We start from the raw sequence: 20804 nt of genomic DNA on the forward strand, positions 1-20804 counted from the left end.
GTCGCTGTGCCGCTCCCACCGCTCACTGCATTGTCGTCCGGGTGCACGACACCGTTAGCGGTGAGCCGCATCGCTCCGGCCTGCCGTCCACTCCCATGGCTTCATCGAGCAGGGGCGGTGGCCTTCTTTTTATGCCTCCCAGCGGGCGTGTCCGCGCTCTACAAGCGCTTGGGCGTTGCCGGCGAGCAGGTCGTAGGCGTCGAGGTCGGTGCTGTCGATCTCGACGACACACCAGGAAACGCTCGCCGGTACGTGCCGCAGCGTCGTGTCCGGGTCGACGCGGCCGGTCCCGATGGGAGTCTGCGGCTGCCAGGGCTGGGCCGGACCGTCCTTGACGTGCAGGGCCATGGTGCGCTCGCCGAGGGTGGTGAGGACTGTGGCCGGGTCGACGCCGGCTGCCGCCGCCCAGTAGACGTCCAGCTCCGCGCGGAGTGCGTCGCTGGTGCGGGACCAGAAGCGGTCCCAGGCGGTGGTGCCGTCAGGCAACTGTACCCATTCGAACCAGTGGTTGTGGTAGCCGAGGCTCAGCCCCTGGGCCGCCAGTTCATCGGCCGCGGCGCCCAGGCGGGCGGCGAACGCGTCGAGGGCGGCCGGTCCGGCGGAGTCGGCGCAGCCGGTGAAGGTGTCCTCGTCGAAGCGGGTCTGACCGCTGACCATGTGCGGGTGTGGCACGAATACCGTGTCGGCCCCCAACTCCCCGCACTCCTCGACAAGTTCGTCGAGGTCTGCGGGAAGGCCCGCATGGACGGCGGACACGGCGAGGCCAGCCGCGTCCAGGGCCGTCCGCAGTTCGCGGGCCTCGGCCAGGCGCTGGGCGGCCGGCCGGTCGGTGGAGCAGAGGCCGAACGGCTCGACGTGCCGGAAGCCTGTTTCTGAGAGACGGGCGAGGGCGGCGCCGCGGTCGGCGGCCAGCTGGTCGCGGACGCTGAAGAGCTGGACGGACAGGAGCGCGGGGGCGATGGACATGTTCTTCCTGACTGCGCGGCACGGTAAGGGGGCGAGCGGAGGCGCATAGGGGGACTGAAGCGGCGGCGGCCGGTGTGCGCGGGGACGGGCCCACGGGCACGGGGCCGGCACCACGGGCACAGGGCCGGGCCCACCGGCACGGGGCCGGCACCACGGGCACAGGGCCGGGCCCACCGGCACGGGGCCGGCACCACGGGCACAGGGCCGGGCCCACCGGCACGGGGCCGGCACCACGGGCACAGGGCCGGGCCCACCGGCACGGGGCCGGGGCCCACCGGCACGCCCCGTGGCGCGGCTCGGTGCAGGGCTCATCGAGGTGCCCGCGCCGATCCGGGCGGGCGGCGGCTGACTCAGCCGACGAGTGGCGGGCGGTGGTCGCCCTCAGGAGACGATCAGCGGCCTCAGGTTGCGGTGGGCGATACGCAGGCCCTGGGTGACACGGTCCTCGTCGCCGCTCCACACGGGGTCCTCGTGCTCGACGGAGAGGGTGCCGGTGAAGCCGTGCTCGTAGAGCCGGTCCACGACGCGTCGCCAGTCCACCTGGCCCAGGCCGGGCACGCGGTAGCGCCACCAGCCCATGTCCCAAGGGTCGCCGCCCTTCGCCGACTTGCCGAAGAAGCCATAGCGCTGCCGGGCCGCGGGGTCCAGCTCGACGTCCTTGGCCTGGGCGTGCACGATGCGGTCCGCGTAAGGCGCGATGGTCGCCACCGGGTCGATGCCGATCCAGGTCAGGTGGGACGGGTCCCAGTTGAGATAGAAGCCCAGCTCGAACATCCACTCCCACAGTTCCGGGGAGTAGGCGAGGTTGCCGGGGTATCCGTCGGGGTGCCAGCCCTCCATGACGCAGTTCTCGACGATGATGCGCACGTCTCGTTCGCCTGCGTACTCGACGAGCTCGGGCAGGATCCGTTCGGCTTCGGTGAGGTTGTCGGCGACCGACTTCGTCCAGTCGCGGCCGATGAACGTGCCGACATAGGGCACTCCGAGTGCTTGCGCGGCGTCGATGGCGTGGCGCAGGTGCGTGCGAATCTCCGTGCGGCGCGCCGGATCCGGGTGGAGGTTGTTCTCGTAGTAGGCCAGCGCCGAAAGCTCCAGGCCGTGGCGGGCGAGCAGGGCGCGGGTCTCCTCGGCCTGGCGGGGTCCGAACTGCGCGACGGGCAGATGGCTGGCCTCGAAGTCGCGTCCGCCTGTGCCGGGCCAGACCGCGACCTCCAGAGCTTGGTACCCCTCCTGCTGCGCCCACACGGCGATCTTCGCCAAGTCCCATTGAGGCAGGCATGCGGTCAACATGCCGAGTTTCATGGTTGTCACGATTCCACCTTCGTCCAGGCGTTGTCACGGGAGGAGTGCAGCACCGCGTCGACCAGGTGCGCCGAGCGCAGGCCGTCGGTGAACGTCGGGAGGCCCTCGCGCTGTGCGGCGGTGAGTTCACCGCGTACGGCGGCATAGGTATCGGCTACGAACGCCTCGAAACACTGGGCGTAGCCCTGGACGTGGCCGGCGGGCAGCCGGGAGAGGCGGCGCTGTTCGGCGGAACCGTGCCCAGGATCGCGCACCAGGACACGGTGGCCGTCGGCGTCCCCGAGCCAAAGTGTCTCCGGGTTCTCCTGATCGAATACCGCACTGCCCTGGGCACCGTCGAGTTCGAACCACAACCGGTTCTTGCGGCCGGCCGATACTTGGGAGACCACGGTGGAGCCGAGGAGGCCGCCGGCGGTGCGCAGCAGGACGGCTGCGGAGTCCTCGGTCTGCACCGCCACGCGCGCCCCGTCGGGTGCGGTGGGGCCCGAGAAGCTCGGGCCGGTGGTGGCCGGACGCGTGGGGATGGCGATGGATGTGTGGGCCAGCACCTCGGTGAAGGATTCGCCCGAGACCCACTCCACCAAGTCGCACCAGTGGGAGCCGATATCGGCGAACGCCCGTGAGGGGCCGCCCAGTTCACTGTCCACGCGCCAGCTTGAGGTGTCCGGCGAGAGCATCCAGTCCTGCAGATAGCTGCCGTGCGCCAGATACCACTCGCCGAATTCGCCGGCCATGCGTCGGGCCCGTAGCTCGCGGATCAACGGGTGGTAGCGGTAGACGAAGGGGACGGTGGCGACCAGGCCCAACTCCTCGGCGAGCCGGGCCAGCAGCTGCGCCTGCTCGACGTCGGCGGCCAGCGGTTTCTCGCACACGACGTGCCGGCCGGCGCGCAACGCGGCCTCGGCGTACGGCGCGTGAGTGGCGTTGGGCGTGCATATGTGCACGACGTGGACCCGGTCGTCGGCGAGGACGGCGTCGAGGTCCTCATAGGCGCGATCGACACCCCATTCCTGAGCCACCTGGCGCGAGCGTTCGGGCGTCGAGGCGAGGACGCCGACGATGTCGGCGCCCGCCAGGATAGCGGAGCGCCGGTGCACGTCAGCGATCATTCCGGCTCCGACGAGAGCGACGCCGAGGGGCTGAGGGCGGGTCGTTGCGGGTGGTACGGCGGGCAGCGGGCGGGGGATGCCCGCCGTTCTTGGCCCGCTCGGAGCGCTGGGTCGGCTCACCCCGAGACTCCTCCGGTAGTGCGGTCACTGTGGTGTCTCACGCCCCAGTCATCGCCTGCAGGAAAGTTAAAGGCCTGCCATTTACATGCACAAGAGACCTGTTTTATTTTCTTTCCAGTCATTAATAAAACGAAAAGCGACGGGAGTGTGTCCTGGTGCAACCGGTACGCCTGGCTCTGCCGCACGTCACCGGCCGGACCGAGGGCAGTGTGGTGCGCAGCTCGCTGGCCCGCCTCATCGCCGCGGGTGCGGCCCCCTCGCGTGTGTCGCTCGTGCGCGCGACCGGTCTGTCGCGTACGGCGGTCAACACGCATCTCGAGCCGCTCCTGAGGGCGGGTTTGGTGGTCGAGGACGGGCAGGCGGCCGGCGGGGGGCGTGGCCGCCCGGCGCACCGGCTCGCCCTGGCGCACCGCGCGGACGTGGTGGTGGTCGCAGACGTCGGCACCCAGTCGGCGCGGTTGGCGGTCGTCCACCTGGATCAGACACAGCTGGTGCGCCAGGAGATCGCCCTGGACATCGCCCTTGGCCCCGTCGCCGGACTCGACGCACTGGAACAGGGTCTGCTCGGCGCCCTCGCCGAGGCGGCGGTCGAACCGAGCGCGGTGCGGTGCCTGGTGGTGGGGCTGCCGGGGCCGGTGGACGCCCAACTGGGCCGCCCCGTGCGGCCGCCGATCATGCCCGGCTGGGACGGATTCCCGGTCAGTGACACGCTGCGCGAGCGATTCGGCTGCCCGGTGCTCGTGGACAACGACGTCAACCTCATGGCCTTGGGCGAGGCACGCGCCCGGCCACCGGAAGAGTCCCCGTTGCTCTACCTCACGATCGGCATGGGCATCGGCGGAGGCCTGGTTTCCGCGGACGGCTCACTGCATCGCGGCGCCGACGGGGCGGCCGGCGACATCGGCCATGTACGAGCGGCGTCGAGGGACGACGTGGTGTGCGTGTGCGGAAACGTCGGCTGCGTCGAGGCAATCGCCTCCGCGGGCGCTGTACTTCGCCGCCTGCAGACGCAGGGGCGCGACTTGGCGACCATCGAGGACTTGGCCGCTCTGCTGCGCAGCGGGGACCCGGGAGCCGTACGGGCCGTCAGGGGAGCCACCGAGCCGATCGGCGAGGTGGTCGCGACCCTGGTGCACTTCTACAACCCGCGAACCATCGTCATCGGCGGCCTCATCAGCACTGGCAGCGACGACGTTCTGGCAGGAGTACGCAGCGTCGTCTACCGCAGGGCGCTGCCGCTCGCGACCCGCAATCTGCTGCTGAGTCACAGCATTCTCGGCGACGCCGGGATCGCGGGCGGCGTGGCGGCGGGGATCGAGACGGTGCTCGCGCCCGGCAACATCGACGCGCTGCTCAGCCACTAATCAGCCCTTCCTTATGGCCCTGTTCAGGGCGTTCTCATGACAGCGCTGTCAGACAATCGCTTGACAGCGCTGTCAGGATCCGTCAATGATTCAGGCGTCTCACGTCCCCGGTTTCGTTCGCATCGGATCTGTCGGCGCCTCTGCCGACCCCGCGGCCCGGCGCCCCACGCGCCCGCCGTGTCCGGTGCCCCAAGGGCAGGACCGTCCGCACGGTCGCCCGAGGTATGCGACGAGAGAACGGGTACCAACCATGGCCGACCACCAGGCCACCACCCCAGCAGTCACTCCCCCACGCGCCCATGTCGAAGACACCGGCATGCGGCCGCGTGAACTGCGGGCCGGGCAGCGCACCTGCGTGTGGGTCGCTTCCGCCGAATCGTCCACCCCTTCGCTGGTCTTCGAGACCTCCGACATCCTCCTGGAAGCCCCCAACTGGAGCCCGGACGGCAACAGCCTCCTCCTCAACGGCGATGGCCGACTGTGGCGGCTGAACCTGGACCAGCGGACCGACCAGCTGGTGGAGATCGCCCTCGACGGCGTCCCGCCGATCAACAACGACCACGTCCTCTCCCCCGACGGCCACCACATGTACGTCTCCGGCATGGACGGTCACCTCTACCGGGCGCCTCTCACCGGTGGCACCGGGACCCGCCTGACGGACGACGACGGGACGCTGCACTTTCTGCACGGGGTGAGCCCGGACGGCCGCACCCTTGCCTACGTGCAGATCCCGTGCGGCGTGGAGGGCGCACCCGGCCGACTCGCTCTGATGCCCGCCGAGGGCGGACGCGGTTACGTCGTGGACACCGGCAAGGGCCACATCGACGGCCCGGAGTACTCCCCCGACGGCGTGTGGATCCTCCTGAACAGTGAGGCGTTCACGAGCGTGCCGGGCCACGCGCAGATCGCCCGCCTGCCGGCTGCGGGAGGCCCCCTCGATCGCTTGGTCAACTCCGAGACCGTGGACTGGTTTCCGCATGTCTCACCCGACGGCCGTCTCGCCACGTACGTGGTCTTCCCCGCCGGCACGCTCGGCCACCCGGAGAACCTCGACGTCGCCGTGAACCTGGTCGCGACGGACGACTGGCAAACGCCCCTTGCCACCTTTCCGCTCTTCGGCGGGCAAGGGACCCTCAACGTCAACAGCTGGGCACCCGACAGCCGCGCCTTCGCCTTTGTCTCCTATCCCATGGCGGACCGCTGACAGGCCTTTGGCCATGCGGCGGATCCCGCGGGCCCCCGCCTGACCACCGCGATCTCCTCCGCGTCCGGGATCGCGTCCGGACCCACCCCACGCGGCCCAGTCGTCCCGCCGCTCGACCTTCCTCGCCGAAAGGCGGTCCGTCATGACCGACAACAGCTTCCGCAGCCTCTTCGACGGAGAAACCCTCGACGGCTGGTACGCGGTGCCGCGCAGTTACGGCACACAGTGGCCTGGCGGCCCGCACGTTCTGGACGACGACAACTTCCCGCCCGACTACCAGGTGCACGCCGACGCCCACCCCGCCAAGTGGAGCGTCGAGAAAGGAGAGTTGGTGGGCAGGCAGGACCCGCCCGGCAGCGGTTACGGCGGTTACCTGGTCAGCGAGGAGTCCTTCGGCGACTTCGAGCTGGTCCTGGAGGCCAAGCCGGACTGGCCCGCCGACAGCGGCATCCTGATACGCCGCCGACCGCACTCCTGGGAGGGCCTGCAGGTCCTCCTCGACCACCGCGCGTCCGGCTCGATCGGCGGCTACTACGGCAACGGCATCGGCGCCTTCCACGCCGTCCCGTTCGCCCTGAACGCCCAACCCGGCCCGCAGTGCAACCCTGTGGGCCTGCGCGAGGACGACCCTGCCACCAGTCTCGAGCCGTTCACGCCGGACAAGCGCGCCATGCTGACCCGGGCCTGTGATGTCGGTGATTTCCTCGCCGCCTGGCGCTGGAACGACTGGAACGAGTTCCGTATCCGTTGTGTCGGCGGCATGCCGCTCGTCACCACCTGGATCAACGGACTCCTGGTCGCCGAGATCGATCTCGAAACCCTTGAGGCTCCGCACTACGACGCCGAGACCGTGCGGGCGCTCCTCGGCTCACGGGGACACATCGCGCTCGAGGTACACGACACCGACAAGCGGATGGGCCCGGCCCGGTGGGGCGCCGACTCCGCCTGCCGCTGGCGAAATCTACGTATCAAGCAGCTGTGAGAGGGCCATCGATGAACAACTCCACTGGTCTGTACGCCCGGCTCGGCTCGATGATGGTCCTCGAGTTCCTGGTGTTCGGTTCCTGGTTCCCGACGATCGGCCTCGTGCTCAGCAAGAACGGCCTTGGCAACCTCATCGGCCTCGTCTTCGTCTGCTCCTCCGTCGCCGCCGTCATCTCCCCGATGTTCGTCGGCGCGCTGGCAGATCGCTTCTTCGAGGCTCAGAAGGTGTTCGGTGTCCTGCACCTGGCGGGCGCCGCCGTCCTGCTCTTCATCCCCAGCGCGGTGAAGTCGGGGAACGACACTCTCTTCCTCGTTCTCATCTTCGTCTTCACCGTCTTCTTCCAGCCGACCCAGGCCATGCCGAACAACATCGCGTTCGTGCACCTGAAGGACCGGCATGACATTTTTCCCTACATCCGCTCGCTGGGTACCGCCTCGTGGATCGTCGCGGGCCTGATCGTCGGTCAGGCCGGTCTGTCGGCGAGCTCCGTCATCTTCTATCTCACCGCGGGCTGGGCCGTCGTGCTCGGCCTGTACTCCTTCACCCTGCCCTCCACCCCTCCGCAGCAACGGGACGTGCGCTTCCGGCTCGGAGATGTCATCGGCAGTGGCGCGTTCGTACTGTTCCGTCAGCGCAGGTTCGTGGCGCTGATGGCGTGCATGCTGTTGATCTCCGTCCCGATCTCGATCTACAACGCCTACGGTTCCACCCATCTGTCCGCGGCGGGCATCACGGATGTCGCTTCCGTCATGTCCATCGGCCAGGCCTGTGAGCTGGCATTCATCCTGCTGCTGCCGGCCCTGCTGCGCACCGTCGGCTATCGGGGCGTGCTGACGATCGGCTTGATCTGCTGGGTCGTCCGCTGCGTCCTCTTCCTGGTCATGAACAACGGACAGGTCTGGCTGGCCTACGTGGTCGTCGGCATGCACGGCGCGTGCAACGACTTCTTCATGATCACGGCATGTATCTACGTGGACCGGATGGTGGCACCGGCGTTGAAGGCGCAGGCGCAGGCCCTGGTCTTCTTCGTGAGCATCGGTGTCGGGCAGGGCCTGGGCGCGCTGATCGCCGGATTCATCTACAGCGGCACGGTCGGCCATCACCCCACCTCCGAGCTCAGTCACTGGAACGGGCTGTGGGGCATCGCGACAGCCGTAGCGGTCCTGACGTTCCTGGTCTTCGCGTGCCTTTTCCGCAAGCAGCAAAACGGGGTCGAGTCACCGGTCGAACCAGCCCCACAGCCCCCGCGGCCGACGGAGCATCCTCCCGCCGGACAACCCGACCCCGTACGTCAGACCGTCAAGGAGACATCACCATGAAGAGTCCTCTGCCGCTCGCCGGTTTCATCCAGATCGCTCTGGTCGTCGATGACATGGACCGCGCCCTCGATGCGTGGTGCGACCTGCTCGACATCGCGCGCCCCAGCATCCGCGTCACGGAGCCTGAGCCGAACCCCCACGAGACCTACCGCGGGCAAACGGCCTGCTACGGGCTGAAGTTCGCGGTGATCGAATGCAGGGACCGCGGTTTCGTCATCGAGCTGCACGAGCCGGACGAGAACCCCTCCACCTTCAGGGAATTCCTCGACACACACGGAAACGGCGTCCACCACATCGGTTTCCAGGTCGGTGAGGCACGTGACACGGTGGTCGGCGACCTTGAGCATCTCGGCTATGCGCTGCGCAACATGGGCACCTACCCCGGCGGTAGTTGGACCGTCCTGGACGGCGAGGCGACCCTCGGGGTGAATCTCAACATCAAGCCGTGCCCGTGAGCGTCCGTCCACATGACCGTCGTCCCCCACACATGCGCATGACTGCCATTCCCCTCCCGCATGAGCCCTGACGTCGGCCCTTCCCCTGTGTTGACTCGGGTCAACAGAACCGTGTTCACAGCGTAAGGGGCGTTTATGGACGAGCAGCAGGTGTCGGTGCGCGGCGGACAGACGGTGGTGGTGACGGGTGGAACCAGCGGGATCGGGGCGGCGATCGCCCGACGGTTCGCGGCCGAGGGGGCTCGCGTGATCGTCGCAGGTCTCGACGCGGACCAAGCGACGAGCCCGCTGCCCGAAGGCGTGCGCGCGGTGGAGCTCGATGTCACGCGGGTGGACGAAGTGCGGGATCTCTTCTCGGGTTTCGACGCCTTGGACGTTCTCGTCAACGCCGCGGGGGTGATCGCACGGGACCGCGAATTCGACCCTGAGGTCTTCGCGCACGTCGTCGGGGTGAACCTCACCGGCACCATGCAGTCCTGTGTGGCCGCGCGCAGGGCGCTGGTCCGATCACGCGGTTGCATCGTCAACATCACCTCGATGTTGAGCTTCTTCGGTGGCCCCAAAGTGCCGGCGTACAGCGCCAGCAAGGGAGGGGTAACGCAGCTCACCAAAGCTCTCGCGGTGGCCTGGGCCGACGATGGCGTACGGGTCAACGCCGTGGCGCCTGGCTGGATCCGTACCGGGCTGACCAGTGAACTGCAGGAGAGCTCCGACGCCAGTCGGCGCATCCTCTCGCGGACACCCCTGAAGCGCTGGGGCCGGCCCGACGACGTGGCAGGGGCGGTCTCCTTCCTCGCCGGGCCGGACGCCGGCTTCATCACCGGTGCGGTACTGGCGATAGACGGCGGCTATCTGGCCGCCTGACCCCACAGACCTCCTCGCTCCTACGCACGATGGAAAGGACCCGCTACTCATGCGCCCTGTTGAATCCTCCGCGCCCGTGGGGCCGGCCATTGCCCTCTCCTCGCTCGTCCCGCCGGAGATCGCGGTGGCGGCGGAGCCCGACGACGAGCGGGTCTGGGTCCCCCAGGCCCCCCATGTGTGGTTCCGGCCGCTGATGTTCAACACCGTGACCGGCCAGTGGTGCAACCTGCTGAAGGTGACCGCTTCGGGCGTCGTCTCCCGCCACCGTCACCCCGGCGTCGTCTTCGGCTACGTGATCAAGGGGACCTGGCACTACCACGAGCACGACTGGGTCGCCGAGGCCGGGCACTTCGTGTACGAGCCACCAGGTGAGATCCACACTCTTGCGGTTCCCGAGAACTGCACGGAGATGATCACCTTCTTCAACATCACGGGTGCCATGGCCTACGTCGACGACAACGGCGTACAGATCGGTTACGAAGACACCTTCACCAAGATCGACATGTGCCGGGCGCACTACGAGAAGGTCGGCCTGGGAGCCGACTACGTGAACCAGTTCGTGCGCTGAGCGACATATCCGCGGCGCCCCGCCCCCTGCTGCCTCGCAGCCTCGGGCGGGGCGCCACGCAGTCGGCTTCCCCCAAGGGCTCAGGTGATCGGAGAACGCCCATGGACCTCAGTGATGTCCACCAGTACCGCCTCGACTGGATCTCCAGCTTTGTCTCGGTGGCGCGCCACGGCGGTTTCTCCGCAGCCGCGAAGTCGCTCTACCGCTCCCAGCCTCGCGTCAGCAGCCATGTCGCCGCGCTGGAAAGGAGCGTGGGCCGGCGTCTGATCGACCGGTCGGTACAGCCGGCGGTCCTCACCCCCGAAGGCCGCGGGCTGCTGCCGCACGCCGAGGAGATCCTGCGACAGCTCGCGTTACTGGCCGAGACTGCTCAAGGCACCGTGCGCGGCACCGTACGCATCGGCTGCTATCCCAGCGTTGCCGCGTATCTGTATCCGCTCGCGGTAAGGGCACTGCGGGCGGCACACCCGGAGATTCGGCTGGTCCTGCACGAGGGCCCCAGCATGCAGCTCGGCTCACGACTCCTGGGCGGGGAGGTGGATGTGGCCATCCGCCCGCTCCATCCGCTCCTGGACTCCGACCGCGTGGCCGGTCAAGTCCTGTGGCGTGAACCGTTGGTGGCCGTCTTTCGCACCGATCACCCGCTTGCCGGGGCCTCCTGCGTACGGCTGGCACAGACGGCCGCGCTGCCGGTGATCAGCATGGGCGAGGCGGGCCAGGAGCACAGTCATCAGTACGACACCAACCTCGCGTTCGCCGCCTCCGGGCTACGGCCGGTGATCAGCGAGCGAACCAGTCAACCGCAGACACTCGTCTCGCTGGTCCGCCACGGCATGGGCGTCGGTGTGACCAACGCCCTCGCCATGACGACGGCCGACACGACGGGAGTGGCTCTGGTCCCCATCGCTGACTCCGGCTGCGAGCGCGTCGTTGCGGCGTGGTGGCGCCGCGGTGAGAGCGTCTCCCCCTCGGTCGAGACGGTACGGGACTACCTGAGCCGCCTCGCTCCACCGCGCTGGCCGTGGAGCGAGGCGCCCTACCGAGGCCAGGACCACCCCGCCACCTCCGCGTCCCTCCCTGGGGCCGGGGCCCATGAGCGGACGAGGGAAGGTGCGGCCCCGTCCGTAGAGCCGTTCACGACGCCCGGCTTCACACAGCCGTCGACCGTGCCTGCTCGACGGCCGACCTGAGCGGGATAGGGCCCACTGCACCGTGCCCGGTGGTGGTCAGGGCAGCGGCGACGACTGCGTACCGGGCGGCGTCCTGCACGCTGTCACCGGCCAGGAGCCGGGCGGCGAAGGCTCCGTCGAACGTGTCGCCGGCCCCCGTCGCGTCGAGCGCTCGCACCGGGTGGGCGGGAAGGTGGGTGAGACGACCGCCCTCCGAGAGCAGCACTCCGTCCTCCCCCATCTTCAACGCCACCACGGCGGGCCCGCGCCGGGCGAAGAAGTCCGCCACGGCCTCGGGCTGCTCCTCCCCCGAGATGAGCCGGCCCTCCCCCAGATTGGGCAGGAAGACATCGGACAGTTCGGCGCTGCGCAAGATCGTGGCACGAGCGCGTTCCAACGGCCACAGAGCGGGCCGGTAGTTGGGATCGAAGGACACGAGGGTGCCCGCCTCGCGGGCGATCCGCATCGCGTGGAAGGCCGTGTCACAGGCTGAGGAGGAGACGGCCTGGGTGATGCCGCTGACGTGCAGCAGCCGGGCGCGGGTGACGGAAGTCCGCGTCACGTCCCCGGGGGTCAGGCGACTGGCGGCCGAACGCGCTCGACGGTAGGTGAAGCGATGGCCTTCCTCGGCGTCACGGGTGATGAAGTAGAGCCCCGTCTCTCCACCCGGTTCACGGATCACCCCGGTGGTGTCGATGCCCTCGCGTTTCCACATGTCCATCAGCAGTGTGCCGAACGCGTCGTCCCCGACTCTCGTCAGGTACGCCGTCGAAGCTCCGGAACGGCTGGCCGCGACCGCCATGTTGGACGTGTCGCCGCCGTATCCGAGGGCGAAGCCGACGGCGCCCTCCAGAGCGCCGTCGGACTCCGCGCTGAGCTCGGCCAACGGCTCGCCGAGAGCCACGACGTCAAGGTCGGTCCCGCGTTCGGGAAAGGTGGGCAGGGCGGTGGTGGCAGCCATGTCTCAGATCCTGTTGTAGCGGGAAAGGCCCTCGCGCAGGGATCCGGAGCCGAGGATGAGACGTGTCTGTTCCTTCTCGCGCTCCTCGATCTCCTGTGCCGTGTCCAGGACGGGGACGACCAGGTGGGCTGGGATCCGCACCACGCCGTCGCGGTCGGCGACGATGAGATCGCCGGGACGGATGTCGACATCGCCCACGACCACCGGCTCGTTGAGGGCGACCGTGCGGATCCGGCCGAGCGTAGTGGCGGGGACGGTGGAGCGTGCGTAGACGGCGAAGGAGGGGAAGTCCCGGTTGATTTCGGTGACATCGCGGACCCCTCCGTCCAGCACGCAGCCGGCCAGGTGGCGAGCCACCGCGCCGGCGGTCATCAGTCCTCCCCACACCGCGATGTCGGCGCCTCCCGCATCTATGCAGACGATGCTGCCCGCAGGGGACTCGTCGATCGCGTCCAGGGCGTGGGTGGGCGGCCCGGCCTCCGCGGCCGGTATCTCGCGGACGGTGACGGCCGGACCGACCAGCGTGCCTTCGCCCGGGGCGATCTGATGGATGACGCCCGCCAGGTATCCGCGCTGCCCGTGCTGTTCCACGGCGTCGGCCAGCGAGGCGGTGGTGATGGCACGGAAGGTCTTGAGTGTTTCCTCTGTGTAGGGGTTCGGGTCGTGCGCCGGTGATGTGTTGTTCTCAGACATGTGTGTTCTTCCTTCGGTGCTGGTGGGGCGGGCGGTCAGCGCCTCGACGGCGCGTTGCGTTGTCAGGCGGAGGTGGCCGAAGCCTGTGGGGAGGCGCCTCGTCGGTTCTCCTTGTCCCGGCCCAGCGCCCCGAATGACGTGATGACGAAGCCGTAGACGAGAGCACCGAGAAGCGCCATGCCGCCCGCGACGGCGAGCGGCACGAAGTACGAGCCGCCGGTGGCATCCAGGAGCAGGCCCACGACGAGCGGGCTGACGAAGCCCGCCACGTTCGATGCCAGGCCTTGAATGCCCGCGATGGAGCCGACGTTCGCCGGGCTCGGCGCGATGTCGACCGGCAGGGCCCACAGACTGGACGCTGCGAAGCAGAGCGCACTCTGCGACAGGGCGAGCAGGGCCAGTGCCACGTAGGCGTTCTCCACCACACCGGCGAGCACGATCACCGACGACAGGATGAGACCGCTGATGAGCGGGACCTTGCGCGCGTAGGTCACCGACCTACCCCGGCTCACGAGCTTCATCTGCAGCCAACCGCCGTACCACTGGGCCGGCATGGCGAGCAGCGCGGGGATCATGCCCAGGAAGCCGAGCTTGAGCAGGTCGAAGCCGCGCTCGTTCACCAAGTAGGACGGGAACCAGGTGACGAAGAAGTAGAGGACGAAGGAGAGGCAGAAGAAGCCGATCAGCATGCCCCAGACGGTGCGGTACCGGAAGAGTTCCTTCCAGGGCATCGACACCTGAGAGCCGTCGTTGCGCTGGGCGCCGCCTGCCGCGATGTAGCCGCGCTCGGCGTCAGTGAGTTTCGGGTGGGTGTCCGGGTCGCGGTAGAACTTCAGCCAGAAGAGGGCGTAAAGGAGACCCGCCAGACCAGCGGCGACGAAGGAGCCGCGCCAGCCGAGCAGTGCGATGACGGCAGTGGTGATCGGCAGAGCGAAGGCTGTTCCGGCCCGGCCGCCGCTGTCGAAGATGGAGGCCGCCATCGCTCGCTCGCGGACCGGGAACCAGCGTCCCACCACCTGTGAACTCGACGGGTAGGCCGGTGACTCGACGGCGCCGAGCAACAGTCGCATCAGCAGCAGGGCCAGGAAGCCGCCGGCCGCGCCCACGAACATGGTGACCAGCGACCACGCTATGAGCGCGAAAGCCATCATGCGCCGGGGCCCGAAGCGGTCGACGAGCCAGCCGGCGCCCGGCAGGAACGCGGCGTACGTCCAGAAGAACGCTCCGAGCAGCAGGCCGGTGACGCTACTCGACAGATGCAGGTCGTCCGCCATGTAAGGGAGCGCCACACCGAAGTTCGCACGGTCCACGTAGTTGATCGTGATGGCACCGAACGACAGCCAGATCATCGTCCATCGGACGCGGCCTGCCACCGGTGGTGACGATGGTGATTCTGCGGTCATCAATGCTCCTGCGTACGGGGCGGCCCCCGAACTCACACGGATACGCAGGGGGCCGGCCATGGGGACAGAAGGGATGAGAATGCCGAAAGTTCGGCGCCCTGAGCGGGGGAATGTGAGGCGAGCGTAGACGAGCGGAACCGCACCGTTAAGAGGCCGCTGCGAATGCGGCTATTCGGAATATGGATCGACCCTCATCCGAAATTCCGCACGGGCCTTGTCAGCCGCGGGGCCCGGGTATAGATCAAGGAAGCATGCTTCGCACCGACATACGCCTCGAGTGGTTCGTCTCTTTCCTCAGCGTCATCGACACCGGTAGTTTCAGCGCCGCCGCAGAAGTCGTACACCGGTCCCAGCCACGTGTGAGCATGCACGTCGCCGCCCTGGAACGGGAAGCAGGCGTACCGCTGTTCGACCGTAACCGGCGTCCCGTGGCGCTCACCGACGCCGGGGCGGTACTGGCCGACCACGCACGCGTCATCCTGCGCCAACTCGCCGACACCGAGGCGGCGATGGCGGTGCACCGGGGTGCGGCTCGCGGCGTCGTGACCCTCGGCAGTTATCCGAGCGCGAGTGTGGCGTTCGTGCCGCAGCTCCTGGAACGTATGGCGCGCACCCGCCCGGCCATCAAGGTCGTCCTGGTGGAACGCTCGACGCTGGAGCTCGACGGGGCTCTCGCCTCCGGCGAGATCGATATGTGCCTGCGCCCGATGACCCCTCCACCTGGCCCGTCGGTGGAGTACCGGCCGCTTTGGCGCGAGGACCTGATCGTCGTGCACCGCCCCGACCATCCGCTGGCCGCTCTGCCCGAGCCGCTACCCGTGACGACCGTGGCCGGGTACCCGCTGATCACCATCGGCCGCCTGGGGTCGCCCACCGCGATGGGTTTCGAGATGTACCGGGCCTTCAGGGAACGGGGTTTCGAACCGAACGCGGTGCAGGCCACCAACCAGCCGCAGACTCTCATCTCCCTGGTCCGCAGCGGTCTGGGTATCGGAGTCACCAATTTCCTGGCGGTCGACACGGCGGACGCGCGGGGCGTGGTGGCGCGCACCCTGGATGTTCCCTGCGGCCGTCGAGTCGCCGTGCACTGGAGTGGGACCACTCCGCTGACACCAGCCGCCCGAACGCTGCTCCGGGAGATCGAGGGCTCCGATGTGCCGCGGGGCACCCGACGGCTCGCGCCGGAGCCGACTCTCCCGGCACAACAGGGGTAAGGCACCGCCGTATTCGATGCCGGGCGTCTCGGGCGCACCATTCGACATACGAATCCGGTTATCTCTCCCTGATTCTTCACGCGCCCTGGAACTACCCCTACCGTTTCCGTCAATTCCAGTGCGCGACGCCGCTTCTTCGTTTTCCTCGTGCACTACTTCGGCATACCCGCTGAGCGTCCGGACTCTTTTGCGAAGCACGCTTCAGGAGGAATACCCGTGCAGAAATCCAGATCAGCCGCCTCCGTGGCGGTCGGTGTCTCCACCCTGTTGGCCGGCGGCCTTGCGGTCGCCGCCTACTTGCCGCACACGTCGCCCGCCGTGCACACCGCCCCCGCCGCGGCGGCCGACTCCGCGCGACAGGAGCGGGCACCGGTCTCGCCGAGCGAGCCGAATCCCGTGGCGCGGAAGGCGGAGGTCGTCGCGCTGACCGCGGACTGGAAGGGAGCACGTTTCCCCGACGGACGCCCGAAGGTCTCCGACGACCTCCTGAAGCGCATGAAGGTGGTGTCGACCGAGCAGGCGTGGGGTTACCTGAAGGACAAGGGCTACAACAACCAGTTCGCCGGTGACTGGAAGGTGATTCACGAGGGCAGGCCCGTGGTCGGCCGTGCGCTCACGGCTCAGTTCATGCCGAACAGTCCCGCGCTGGAGAAGCGCATGACGGACGTCGGTCACGCCGCGGGTCATGACGGCCAGATGAACACCTGGCCGATCGAAATGCTCAAGAAGGGCGACGTCTACGTCGCCGACGGCTTCGGAAAGGTGCAGGACGGCACCCTCATCGGCGGGAACCTCGGCAGCGAGATCCACGCGAAGACGGGCAACGGCGTCGTCTTCGACGGCACGGTGCGCGATCTCGACGAGCTTGCGGAGATCAAGGGCTTCAACGCCTATGTCCGCGGGTGGCACCCGTCGTACATCCAGAACGAGATGCTGACCGGAGTCAACAGGAACATCCGCATCGGTGAGTCCGTGGTACTGCCCGGCGACATCGTTCTCGCCAAGCGCGAAGGCGTGGTGTTCATCCCCGCGCACCTGGCCGAGGGCCTGGTGAAGGACTCCGAAGTCACGCTGCTGCGCGACCTGTTCACCAAGAAGCGACTTGCTGACGGCACCTACACGGCCGGGCAGCTCGACAAGGGCTGGGACGAGATCGACCAGAAGATCAAGGACGATTTCGTCGGCTGGCTGAAGGAGAACAAGGACGAGCTGCCTGTGCCGCCGGAGCGCGTGCAGGAAGTCATCGACAGCTCGGACTGATCAGGGTCGACAACGGCCACGGGGCGAGCGCTGCCCGGCCGAGACCCCCACACACCCACCCGTTCACCATGGCGCCCGCCCGACGGGGCCGCCGCACCATCTTCCTACGATCAGGAGCACACCCATGCGCGATGACGCACCCCGCACAGAGGCCTCGGACGCTCGCCCCAAGGTACGTCCCACCAGGCGCGACATGCTCAAGCTCTCGGCCGTCGGCCTTGGCGGACTCAGCCTGGGCGCCATGGCGTTCCACCCCATCGAGGAGCAGGTGGACTATGTGTCCCAGAAGGTCAACAGGGCTTCCAAGCCGTCGCAACTGAAGATCACTGACATGCGCGTCGCGGTCCTGGACGGTGTCCCGTTCTCCAGCCCCATCGTCCGCATCTCCACCAACCAGGGGATCTCCGGGTACGGCGAGGTACGCGACGACGCGGACAAGCGCTATGCCCTTGAGCTCAAGAGCCGCCTGTTGGGCGAGAATCCCTGCAACGTGGAGATGCTCTTCAAGCGCATCAAGCAGTTCGGGAACCACGGCCGGCGAGGGGGCGGGGTCTCCGGTGTGGAAATGGCGCTGTGGGACCTGGCGGGCAAGGCGTACGGCGTCCCCGTCTTCCAGATGCTCGGCGGTGCCTACCGCCGCAAGATCCGTCTCTACACCGACACGCCCGAGTCCGAGAATCCGAAGGTGTACGCACGCCGTATGAAGGAGCGCGTCGACAAGGGCTTCACCTTCCTGAAGATGGACCTGGGCCTGGAGTTGGTGGCGAAGACGAAGGGCACCATCGTCGGCGAGAGTTACTGGGACGGGAACCTGGGGCAGTACGACGGCACGCCCGGCGGGTACGGCATGACGGAACACAACTTCACCATGGTGCAGCTCACCGACAAGGGCATCGAGTTGATGGCCGAGTACGTGCACGCGGTGCGCGATGCCATCGGTTACGACATTCCCCTTGGCATGGACCACACAGGCCACTTCGACGTCAACACCGCGATCCGCCTGGCCGACCGCTTCGAGCGCTACAACCTCGCGTGGCTGGAGGACTTGGTGCCGTGGCAGCACACAGACGACTGGAAGGAGATCACCAAGGCCATCAACGTGCCAACGATGACCGGGGAGGACATCTACGGCCTTGAGGCCTTCCGCAAACTGTGCGATGAAGACGCCGTCGACCTCGTGCAGCCCGACCCGGCCACCGCCGGCGGCATCCTGGAAACCAAACGAATCGGCGACTACGCCCGCGAGAAGGGCAAGGCCATGCCCCTTCACTACGCCGGCTCGCCGGTGGGAGCCATGGCGGCCGCGCACATAGCGGCGGCGACCGAGAGCTTCGTCGCGCTGGAGTACCACGCGTCGGACGTTCCGTTCTGGAACGATCTCGTCAAGCAGGACGAACCGCTGATGGACAGGGGCTGGTTCCACCTCACCGACAAGCCGGGGCTCGGCATCGAGATGGACGAGAAGGAGATGGAGAAGCACCTCGCCAAGGGCGAGAAACTGTTCGCTCCCACACCCGAGTGGAACAAGAAGGTTGCCTGGGACCGGACCTGGAGCTGAACGGCCGCGCTGACTGACCGACCCCTCGCATCGGCGCGGCCGTTGGCAACGCCGATGCGGGGTTTCTGCGGCAACCGGCCCACACGGGCCACCCACCACGCTCAGTCTCGACGGCGCAGCGTCGGTGCACACTGTGCACAGGTCAGGCGGGCTGGTGCGCAGTGAACTCCGCTTCCTGCAACCAGTCGATGTACCAGTGAGTGAACGTGACCGGCTTCCCGTACCGGTCCAGAAGCGGGACGAGGTCGGCGTCGTCCGCCCGGCAGTCGGACCAGACTGTGCCGCGGTAGGTGCCGCTGATGATCAGCACTCCCTCTGTGCGCATCCGAGGTGGCAGATGGAGAGGACAGGCAGCCAGGCCGCCCGCCTGTGCAAAGGCTCACGCGGCGGACGGCCACCCGGCTTCGACGAGGACCGCCAAGGAGCGCAACACCGTGGAGCGGGCCATCAACAAGCTCAAGAAACCACCGCGCCGTGGCGACCCGTTACGACAGCGCGGCCCCGTCTTCCTCGGCACCGTCACCGCGGCTGCCCTCGTCATCTGGCCCCGCACTTGGAGCCGCTTCACAGGGCGAACGGCTGGTACTCCAGAGCCTGGGGCTGTGGCGGGTGGTGGGCGCGCGTGTCAGAGCGTCGATACGACCTGCTCGTAGGTCAGTCGGGGCAGGCGCGGGAACCAGGCATCGGGGCCGGGCCGACCGATGTTGACGACCATGAGCGGGGCGTGGTCGTCGTCAAGGAACTCCTTGCGCAGGCCGTCGGCGTCGTATCCGGTCATGGGCCCGGCGGTGAGTCCGGCCGCGCGGATCCCGATCAGGAAGTAGGCGGCCTGCAGCGCCCCGTTCAGTGCGGCAGCCTCCTCACGTACGGGGCGCTCAGAGAAGTAGGCGTCCTTCAGGTCGGGGGCATGAGGCACCAGATGCGGCAGCTCCGCGTGGAATTCGTGGTCGGTGGCGAGGATCGCGACCAGGGGCGCGGAGGCGGTCTTGTGCCGGTTGCCCTCTGCCATGTGAGCCAGCAGCCGCTCGCGCGCCTCCGGCGTGCGGATCACGACGATGCGCAGGGGATTGGCGTTGAAGGCGGTCGGGCCGTACTTGACCAGATCGTAGACCGCCTCCAGTTGGGCGTCGGACACCGGCTCCTCGGTGAAGGTGTTCGCGGTGCGCGCCTCACGGAAGAGGAGGTCCTGGGCAGCGGGGTCGATCAGCAGGCTCATGGCGGGTACTCCACAGAACTAGTTCAAGGCTCGGTCTTACAAGCCAATATGTTTTGACGTTGAAAGACAACACGCTTGCCCGTTCAATGTCAAATCTTTTAAGGTGGAAGTACATTGTCGTGAGGAAGGAGGCCGCCATGGCCGACGCGGTGGACCAGATGGCAGAGCAGTGGCGCACGGAACGGCCCGACCTGGCCGGCCAGCTGGAATCGATCGAACTGCTCGCACGCATCTCCCGCATGCAGAGAGTGTTCGACCAGCACTACAAGAAGTTGCACGATCAGTTCGACCTGACCCTCGGCGAGATCGACATGCTCTTCACGCTCCGCCGCTCCGGGCCTCCCTACACACTCACGCCCGGCGCGTTCGTGAAGGCGGTCATGGTGACCGCAGGCGCTATCACCAACCGGCTCGACCGCATGGAGGCCAAGGGCCTGGTCGAGCGGGTACGAGAAGGCACCGACCGGCGCTCGGTACAGATTCACCTCACCGAGCACGGCAAGACCCTCGCCGACGAAGTCCTCGCCGCTCACATGCAGAACTACGAAGAGATCACCGCTCCCCTAGCCCCACAGGAACGCCAACTCCTCAACGCAGAGCTGCGCAGGATCCTCGAAGCCCACGGCGACACCACTCTCGGCTGACTCCTCACTGCCTTCGCCACCGGCGCCAACCCGCAGACGCGAGTACCAACACCCACAACGTCCCCAGGAAGATGAGGAACCGCCACCCAGTGTCCGACCACGGCTCCCGCCGAATCGCCTGCCCTACGAGCGCGTACAACGCCGCTGCCGGGAACGTTGCCGCTAACCGGAACGCCAGTGGCCTTCCCCTCAGGTCCATGCATGCCGACTACCCCACGGCACGGCTGTGACGCCCGAGCCTCGCCGTCGACAGCGACCCCGGCTGGTCCGACGCCAGGCTTCCCTTGTCCTATACGGGGGGGCCTGCCGTGTGAACTGCCGCTGGAGAAGCGGGTGCTGTTGCCATCACCTACTGGCGCACAAACATGACGAGGCGTCAACTCGCCCCGCTGTTCGGCTTTTCGCAGTCAGCGGCCGACCGCCGGCCTCC

The 20804-nt window shown here is 68.0% G+C and carries 20 protein-coding genes and 1 pseudogene; 13 read left to right on the forward strand and 8 right to left on the reverse strand.

The genetic code is table 11. The features are described 5' to 3' along the window. Positions 1 to 129: 129 nt before the first annotated feature. The 3 genes from ABXJ52_RS00775 to ABXJ52_RS00785 form a co-directional block, all read right to left on the reverse strand. Positions 130 to 966, reverse strand: coding sequence for a sugar phosphate isomerase/epimerase (locus tag ABXJ52_RS00775; RefSeq protein ID WP_367038391.1), 837 nt, complete (start codon positions 964 to 966; stop codon positions 130 to 132). A gap of 381 nt (positions 967 to 1347) precedes the next feature. Beyond that, positions 1348 to 2268: a sugar phosphate isomerase/epimerase gene (locus ABXJ52_RS00780; protein ID WP_367048719.1), complete on the reverse strand. Its 921-nt coding sequence runs from the start codon at positions 2266 to 2268 to the stop codon at positions 1348 to 1350. A gap of 5 nt (positions 2269 to 2273) precedes the next feature. Further along, entirely contained in the window at positions 2274 to 3455 is a 1182-nt protein-coding gene (locus ABXJ52_RS00785) for a Gfo/Idh/MocA family oxidoreductase (RefSeq protein WP_367048721.1), read from the reverse strand. Positions 3456 to 3652: 197 nt separating this feature from the next. Between ABXJ52_RS00785 and ABXJ52_RS00790 the strand changes: the two genes are divergently transcribed. From ABXJ52_RS00790 to ABXJ52_RS00825, 8 genes are all read left to right on the forward strand, one after another. Next, the gene (locus tag ABXJ52_RS00790; RefSeq protein WP_367038393.1) at positions 3653 to 4861 is read left to right on the forward strand and encodes an ROK family protein; all 1209 of its coding nucleotides are present in this window, start codon (positions 3653 to 3655) and stop codon (positions 4859 to 4861) included. Positions 4862 to 5111: 250 nt separating this feature from the next. Further along, the gene (locus ABXJ52_RS00795; protein ID WP_367038395.1) at positions 5112 to 6065 is read left to right on the forward strand and encodes a hypothetical protein; all 954 of its coding nucleotides are present in this window, start codon (positions 5112 to 5114) and stop codon (positions 6063 to 6065) included. Positions 6066 to 6207: 142 nt separating this feature from the next. Beyond that, complete coding sequence (locus tag ABXJ52_RS00800) at positions 6208 to 7047, forward strand: DUF1080 domain-containing protein (protein ID WP_367038397.1); 840 nt, start codon at positions 6208 to 6210, stop codon at positions 7045 to 7047. An 11-nt stretch (positions 7048 to 7058) separates the two neighbouring features. Then, positions 7059 to 8369, forward strand: coding sequence for an MFS transporter (locus tag ABXJ52_RS00805; RefSeq protein ID WP_367038399.1), 1311 nt, complete (start codon positions 7059 to 7061; stop codon positions 8367 to 8369). Then, positions 8366 to 8824: a VOC family protein gene (locus tag ABXJ52_RS00810; protein ID WP_367038400.1), complete on the forward strand. Its 459-nt coding sequence runs from the start codon at positions 8366 to 8368 to the stop codon at positions 8822 to 8824. Before ABXJ52_RS00805 ends, ABXJ52_RS00810 begins: the two co-directional genes overlap by 4 nt. Positions 8825 to 8959: 135 nt before the next feature. Next, positions 8960 to 9688: an SDR family oxidoreductase gene (locus tag ABXJ52_RS00815; RefSeq protein ID WP_367038402.1), complete on the forward strand. Its 729-nt coding sequence runs from the start codon at positions 8960 to 8962 to the stop codon at positions 9686 to 9688. A 49-nt stretch (positions 9689 to 9737) separates the two neighbouring features. Beyond that, complete coding sequence (locus ABXJ52_RS00820) at positions 9738 to 10256, forward strand: 2,4'-dihydroxyacetophenone dioxygenase family protein (RefSeq protein WP_367038404.1); 519 nt, start codon at positions 9738 to 9740, stop codon at positions 10254 to 10256. A gap of 101 nt (positions 10257 to 10357) precedes the next feature. Beyond that, on the forward strand, positions 10358 to 11446 hold the full coding sequence (locus ABXJ52_RS00825) for a LysR family transcriptional regulator (RefSeq protein WP_367038406.1): 1089 nt from the start codon (positions 10358 to 10360) through the stop codon (positions 11444 to 11446). Here ABXJ52_RS00825 and ABXJ52_RS00830 read toward each other — a convergent pair. From ABXJ52_RS00830 to ABXJ52_RS00840, 3 genes are all read right to left on the reverse strand, one after another. Next, positions 11406 to 12386, reverse strand: coding sequence for a sugar kinase (locus tag ABXJ52_RS00830; RefSeq protein ID WP_367038408.1), 981 nt, complete (start codon positions 12384 to 12386; stop codon positions 11406 to 11408). The genes ABXJ52_RS00825 and ABXJ52_RS00830 overlap by 41 nt on opposite strands. A gap of 3 nt (positions 12387 to 12389) precedes the next feature. After that, a complete protein-coding gene (locus ABXJ52_RS00835) occupies positions 12390 to 13079 on the reverse strand; it encodes an RraA family protein (RefSeq protein WP_367038410.1) in 690 nt (229 codons plus the stop codon). Positions 13080 to 13141: 62 nt separating this feature from the next. Further along, entirely contained in the window at positions 13142 to 14482 is a 1341-nt protein-coding gene (locus ABXJ52_RS00840; RefSeq protein WP_367038412.1) for an MFS transporter, read from the reverse strand. 251 nt (positions 14483 to 14733) lie between these two features. Between ABXJ52_RS00840 and ABXJ52_RS00845 the strand changes: the two genes are divergently transcribed. From ABXJ52_RS00845 to ABXJ52_RS00855, 3 genes are all read left to right on the forward strand, one after another. Beyond that, positions 14734 to 15696 carry a LysR family transcriptional regulator gene (locus ABXJ52_RS00845; RefSeq protein ID WP_367038414.1) on the forward strand — a complete coding sequence of 321 codons (963 nt, stop codon included), beginning with the start codon at positions 14734 to 14736 and terminating at the stop codon, positions 15694 to 15696. 216 nt (positions 15697 to 15912) lie between these two features. Beyond that, a complete protein-coding gene (locus ABXJ52_RS00850) occupies positions 15913 to 16956 on the forward strand; it encodes a hypothetical protein (RefSeq protein WP_367038416.1) in 1044 nt (347 codons plus the stop codon). A gap of 124 nt (positions 16957 to 17080) precedes the next feature. Beyond that, entirely contained in the window at positions 17081 to 18514 is a 1434-nt protein-coding gene (locus ABXJ52_RS00855; protein WP_367038418.1) for a mandelate racemase/muconate lactonizing enzyme family protein, read from the forward strand. A gap of 142 nt (positions 18515 to 18656) precedes the next feature. Here ABXJ52_RS00855 and ABXJ52_RS00860 read toward each other — a convergent pair whose 3' ends face one another. Together ABXJ52_RS00860 and ABXJ52_RS00865 are read right to left on the reverse strand one after the other, a co-directional pair. Beyond that, entirely contained in the window at positions 18657 to 18839 is a 183-nt protein-coding gene (locus tag ABXJ52_RS00860) for a hypothetical protein (protein WP_367038420.1), read from the reverse strand. Between the two features lie 300 nt (positions 18840 to 19139). Further along, complete coding sequence (locus tag ABXJ52_RS00865) at positions 19140 to 19730, reverse strand: malonic semialdehyde reductase (protein ID WP_367038422.1); 591 nt, start codon at positions 19728 to 19730, stop codon at positions 19140 to 19142. 137 nt (positions 19731 to 19867) lie between these two features. Between ABXJ52_RS00865 and ABXJ52_RS00870 the strand changes: the two genes are divergently transcribed. Together ABXJ52_RS00870 and ABXJ52_RS00875 are read left to right on the forward strand one after the other, a co-directional pair. Beyond that, positions 19868 to 20374: a MarR family transcriptional regulator gene (locus ABXJ52_RS00870; RefSeq protein WP_367038424.1), complete on the forward strand. Its 507-nt coding sequence runs from the start codon at positions 19868 to 19870 to the stop codon at positions 20372 to 20374. A 291-nt stretch (positions 20375 to 20665) separates the two neighbouring features. Then, a pseudogene (locus ABXJ52_RS00875) lies at positions 20666 to 20796 on the forward strand (transposase family protein); the annotation flags it as partial. Between the last annotated feature and the right edge of the window lie 8 nt (positions 20797 to 20804).

It is taken from the genome of Streptomyces sp. Je 1-332, from assembly GCF_040730185.1.
In the GTDB taxonomy this organism is placed as follows: Bacteria; Actinomycetota; Actinomycetes; order Streptomycetales; family Streptomycetaceae; genus Streptomyces.

Bases quoted from the DNA above. Each gene is read 5' to 3' on its own strand.
- ABXJ52_RS00775 (WP_367038391.1), bottom strand. From the start codon at position 966: ATGTCCATCGCCCCCGCGCTCCTGTCCGTCCAGCTCTTCAGCGTCCGC.
- ABXJ52_RS00780 (WP_367048719.1), bottom strand. From the start codon at position 2,268: ATGAAACTCGGCATGTTGACCGCATGCCTGCCTCAATGGGACTTGGCG.
- ABXJ52_RS00795 (WP_367038395.1), top strand. From the start codon at position 5,112: ATGGCCGACCACCAGGCCACCACCCCAGCAGTCACTCCCCCACGCGCC.
- ABXJ52_RS00800 (WP_367038397.1), top strand. From the start codon at position 6,208: ATGACCGACAACAGCTTCCGCAGCCTCTTCGACGGAGAAACCCTCGAC.
- ABXJ52_RS00805 (WP_367038399.1), top strand. From the start codon at position 7,059: ATGAACAACTCCACTGGTCTGTACGCCCGGCTCGGCTCGATGATGGTC.
- ABXJ52_RS00810 (WP_367038400.1), top strand. From the start codon at position 8,366: ATGAAGAGTCCTCTGCCGCTCGCCGGTTTCATCCAGATCGCTCTGGTC.
- ABXJ52_RS00815 (WP_367038402.1), top strand. From the start codon at position 8,960: ATGGACGAGCAGCAGGTGTCGGTGCGCGGCGGACAGACGGTGGTGGTG.
- ABXJ52_RS00820 (WP_367038404.1), top strand. From the start codon at position 9,738: ATGCGCCCTGTTGAATCCTCCGCGCCCGTGGGGCCGGCCATTGCCCTC.
- ABXJ52_RS00825 (WP_367038406.1), top strand. From the start codon at position 10,358: ATGGACCTCAGTGATGTCCACCAGTACCGCCTCGACTGGATCTCCAGC.
- ABXJ52_RS00830 (WP_367038408.1), bottom strand. From the start codon at position 12,386: ATGGCTGCCACCACCGCCCTGCCCACCTTTCCCGAACGCGGGACCGAC.
- ABXJ52_RS00835 (WP_367038410.1), bottom strand. From the start codon at position 13,079: ATGTCTGAGAACAACACATCACCGGCGCACGACCCGAACCCCTACACA.
- ABXJ52_RS00840 (WP_367038412.1), bottom strand. From the start codon at position 14,482: ATGACCGCAGAATCACCATCGTCACCACCGGTGGCAGGCCGCGTCCGA.
- ABXJ52_RS00845 (WP_367038414.1), top strand. From the start codon at position 14,734: ATGCTTCGCACCGACATACGCCTCGAGTGGTTCGTCTCTTTCCTCAGC.
- ABXJ52_RS00855 (WP_367038418.1), top strand. From the start codon at position 17,081: ATGCGCGATGACGCACCCCGCACAGAGGCCTCGGACGCTCGCCCCAAG.
- ABXJ52_RS00860 (WP_367038420.1), bottom strand. From the start codon at position 18,839: ATGCGCACAGAGGGAGTGCTGATCATCAGCGGCACCTACCGCGGCACA.
- ABXJ52_RS00865 (WP_367038422.1), bottom strand. From the start codon at position 19,730: ATGAGCCTGCTGATCGACCCCGCTGCCCAGGACCTCCTCTTCCGTGAG.
- ABXJ52_RS00870 (WP_367038424.1), top strand. From the start codon at position 19,868: ATGGCCGACGCGGTGGACCAGATGGCAGAGCAGTGGCGCACGGAACGG.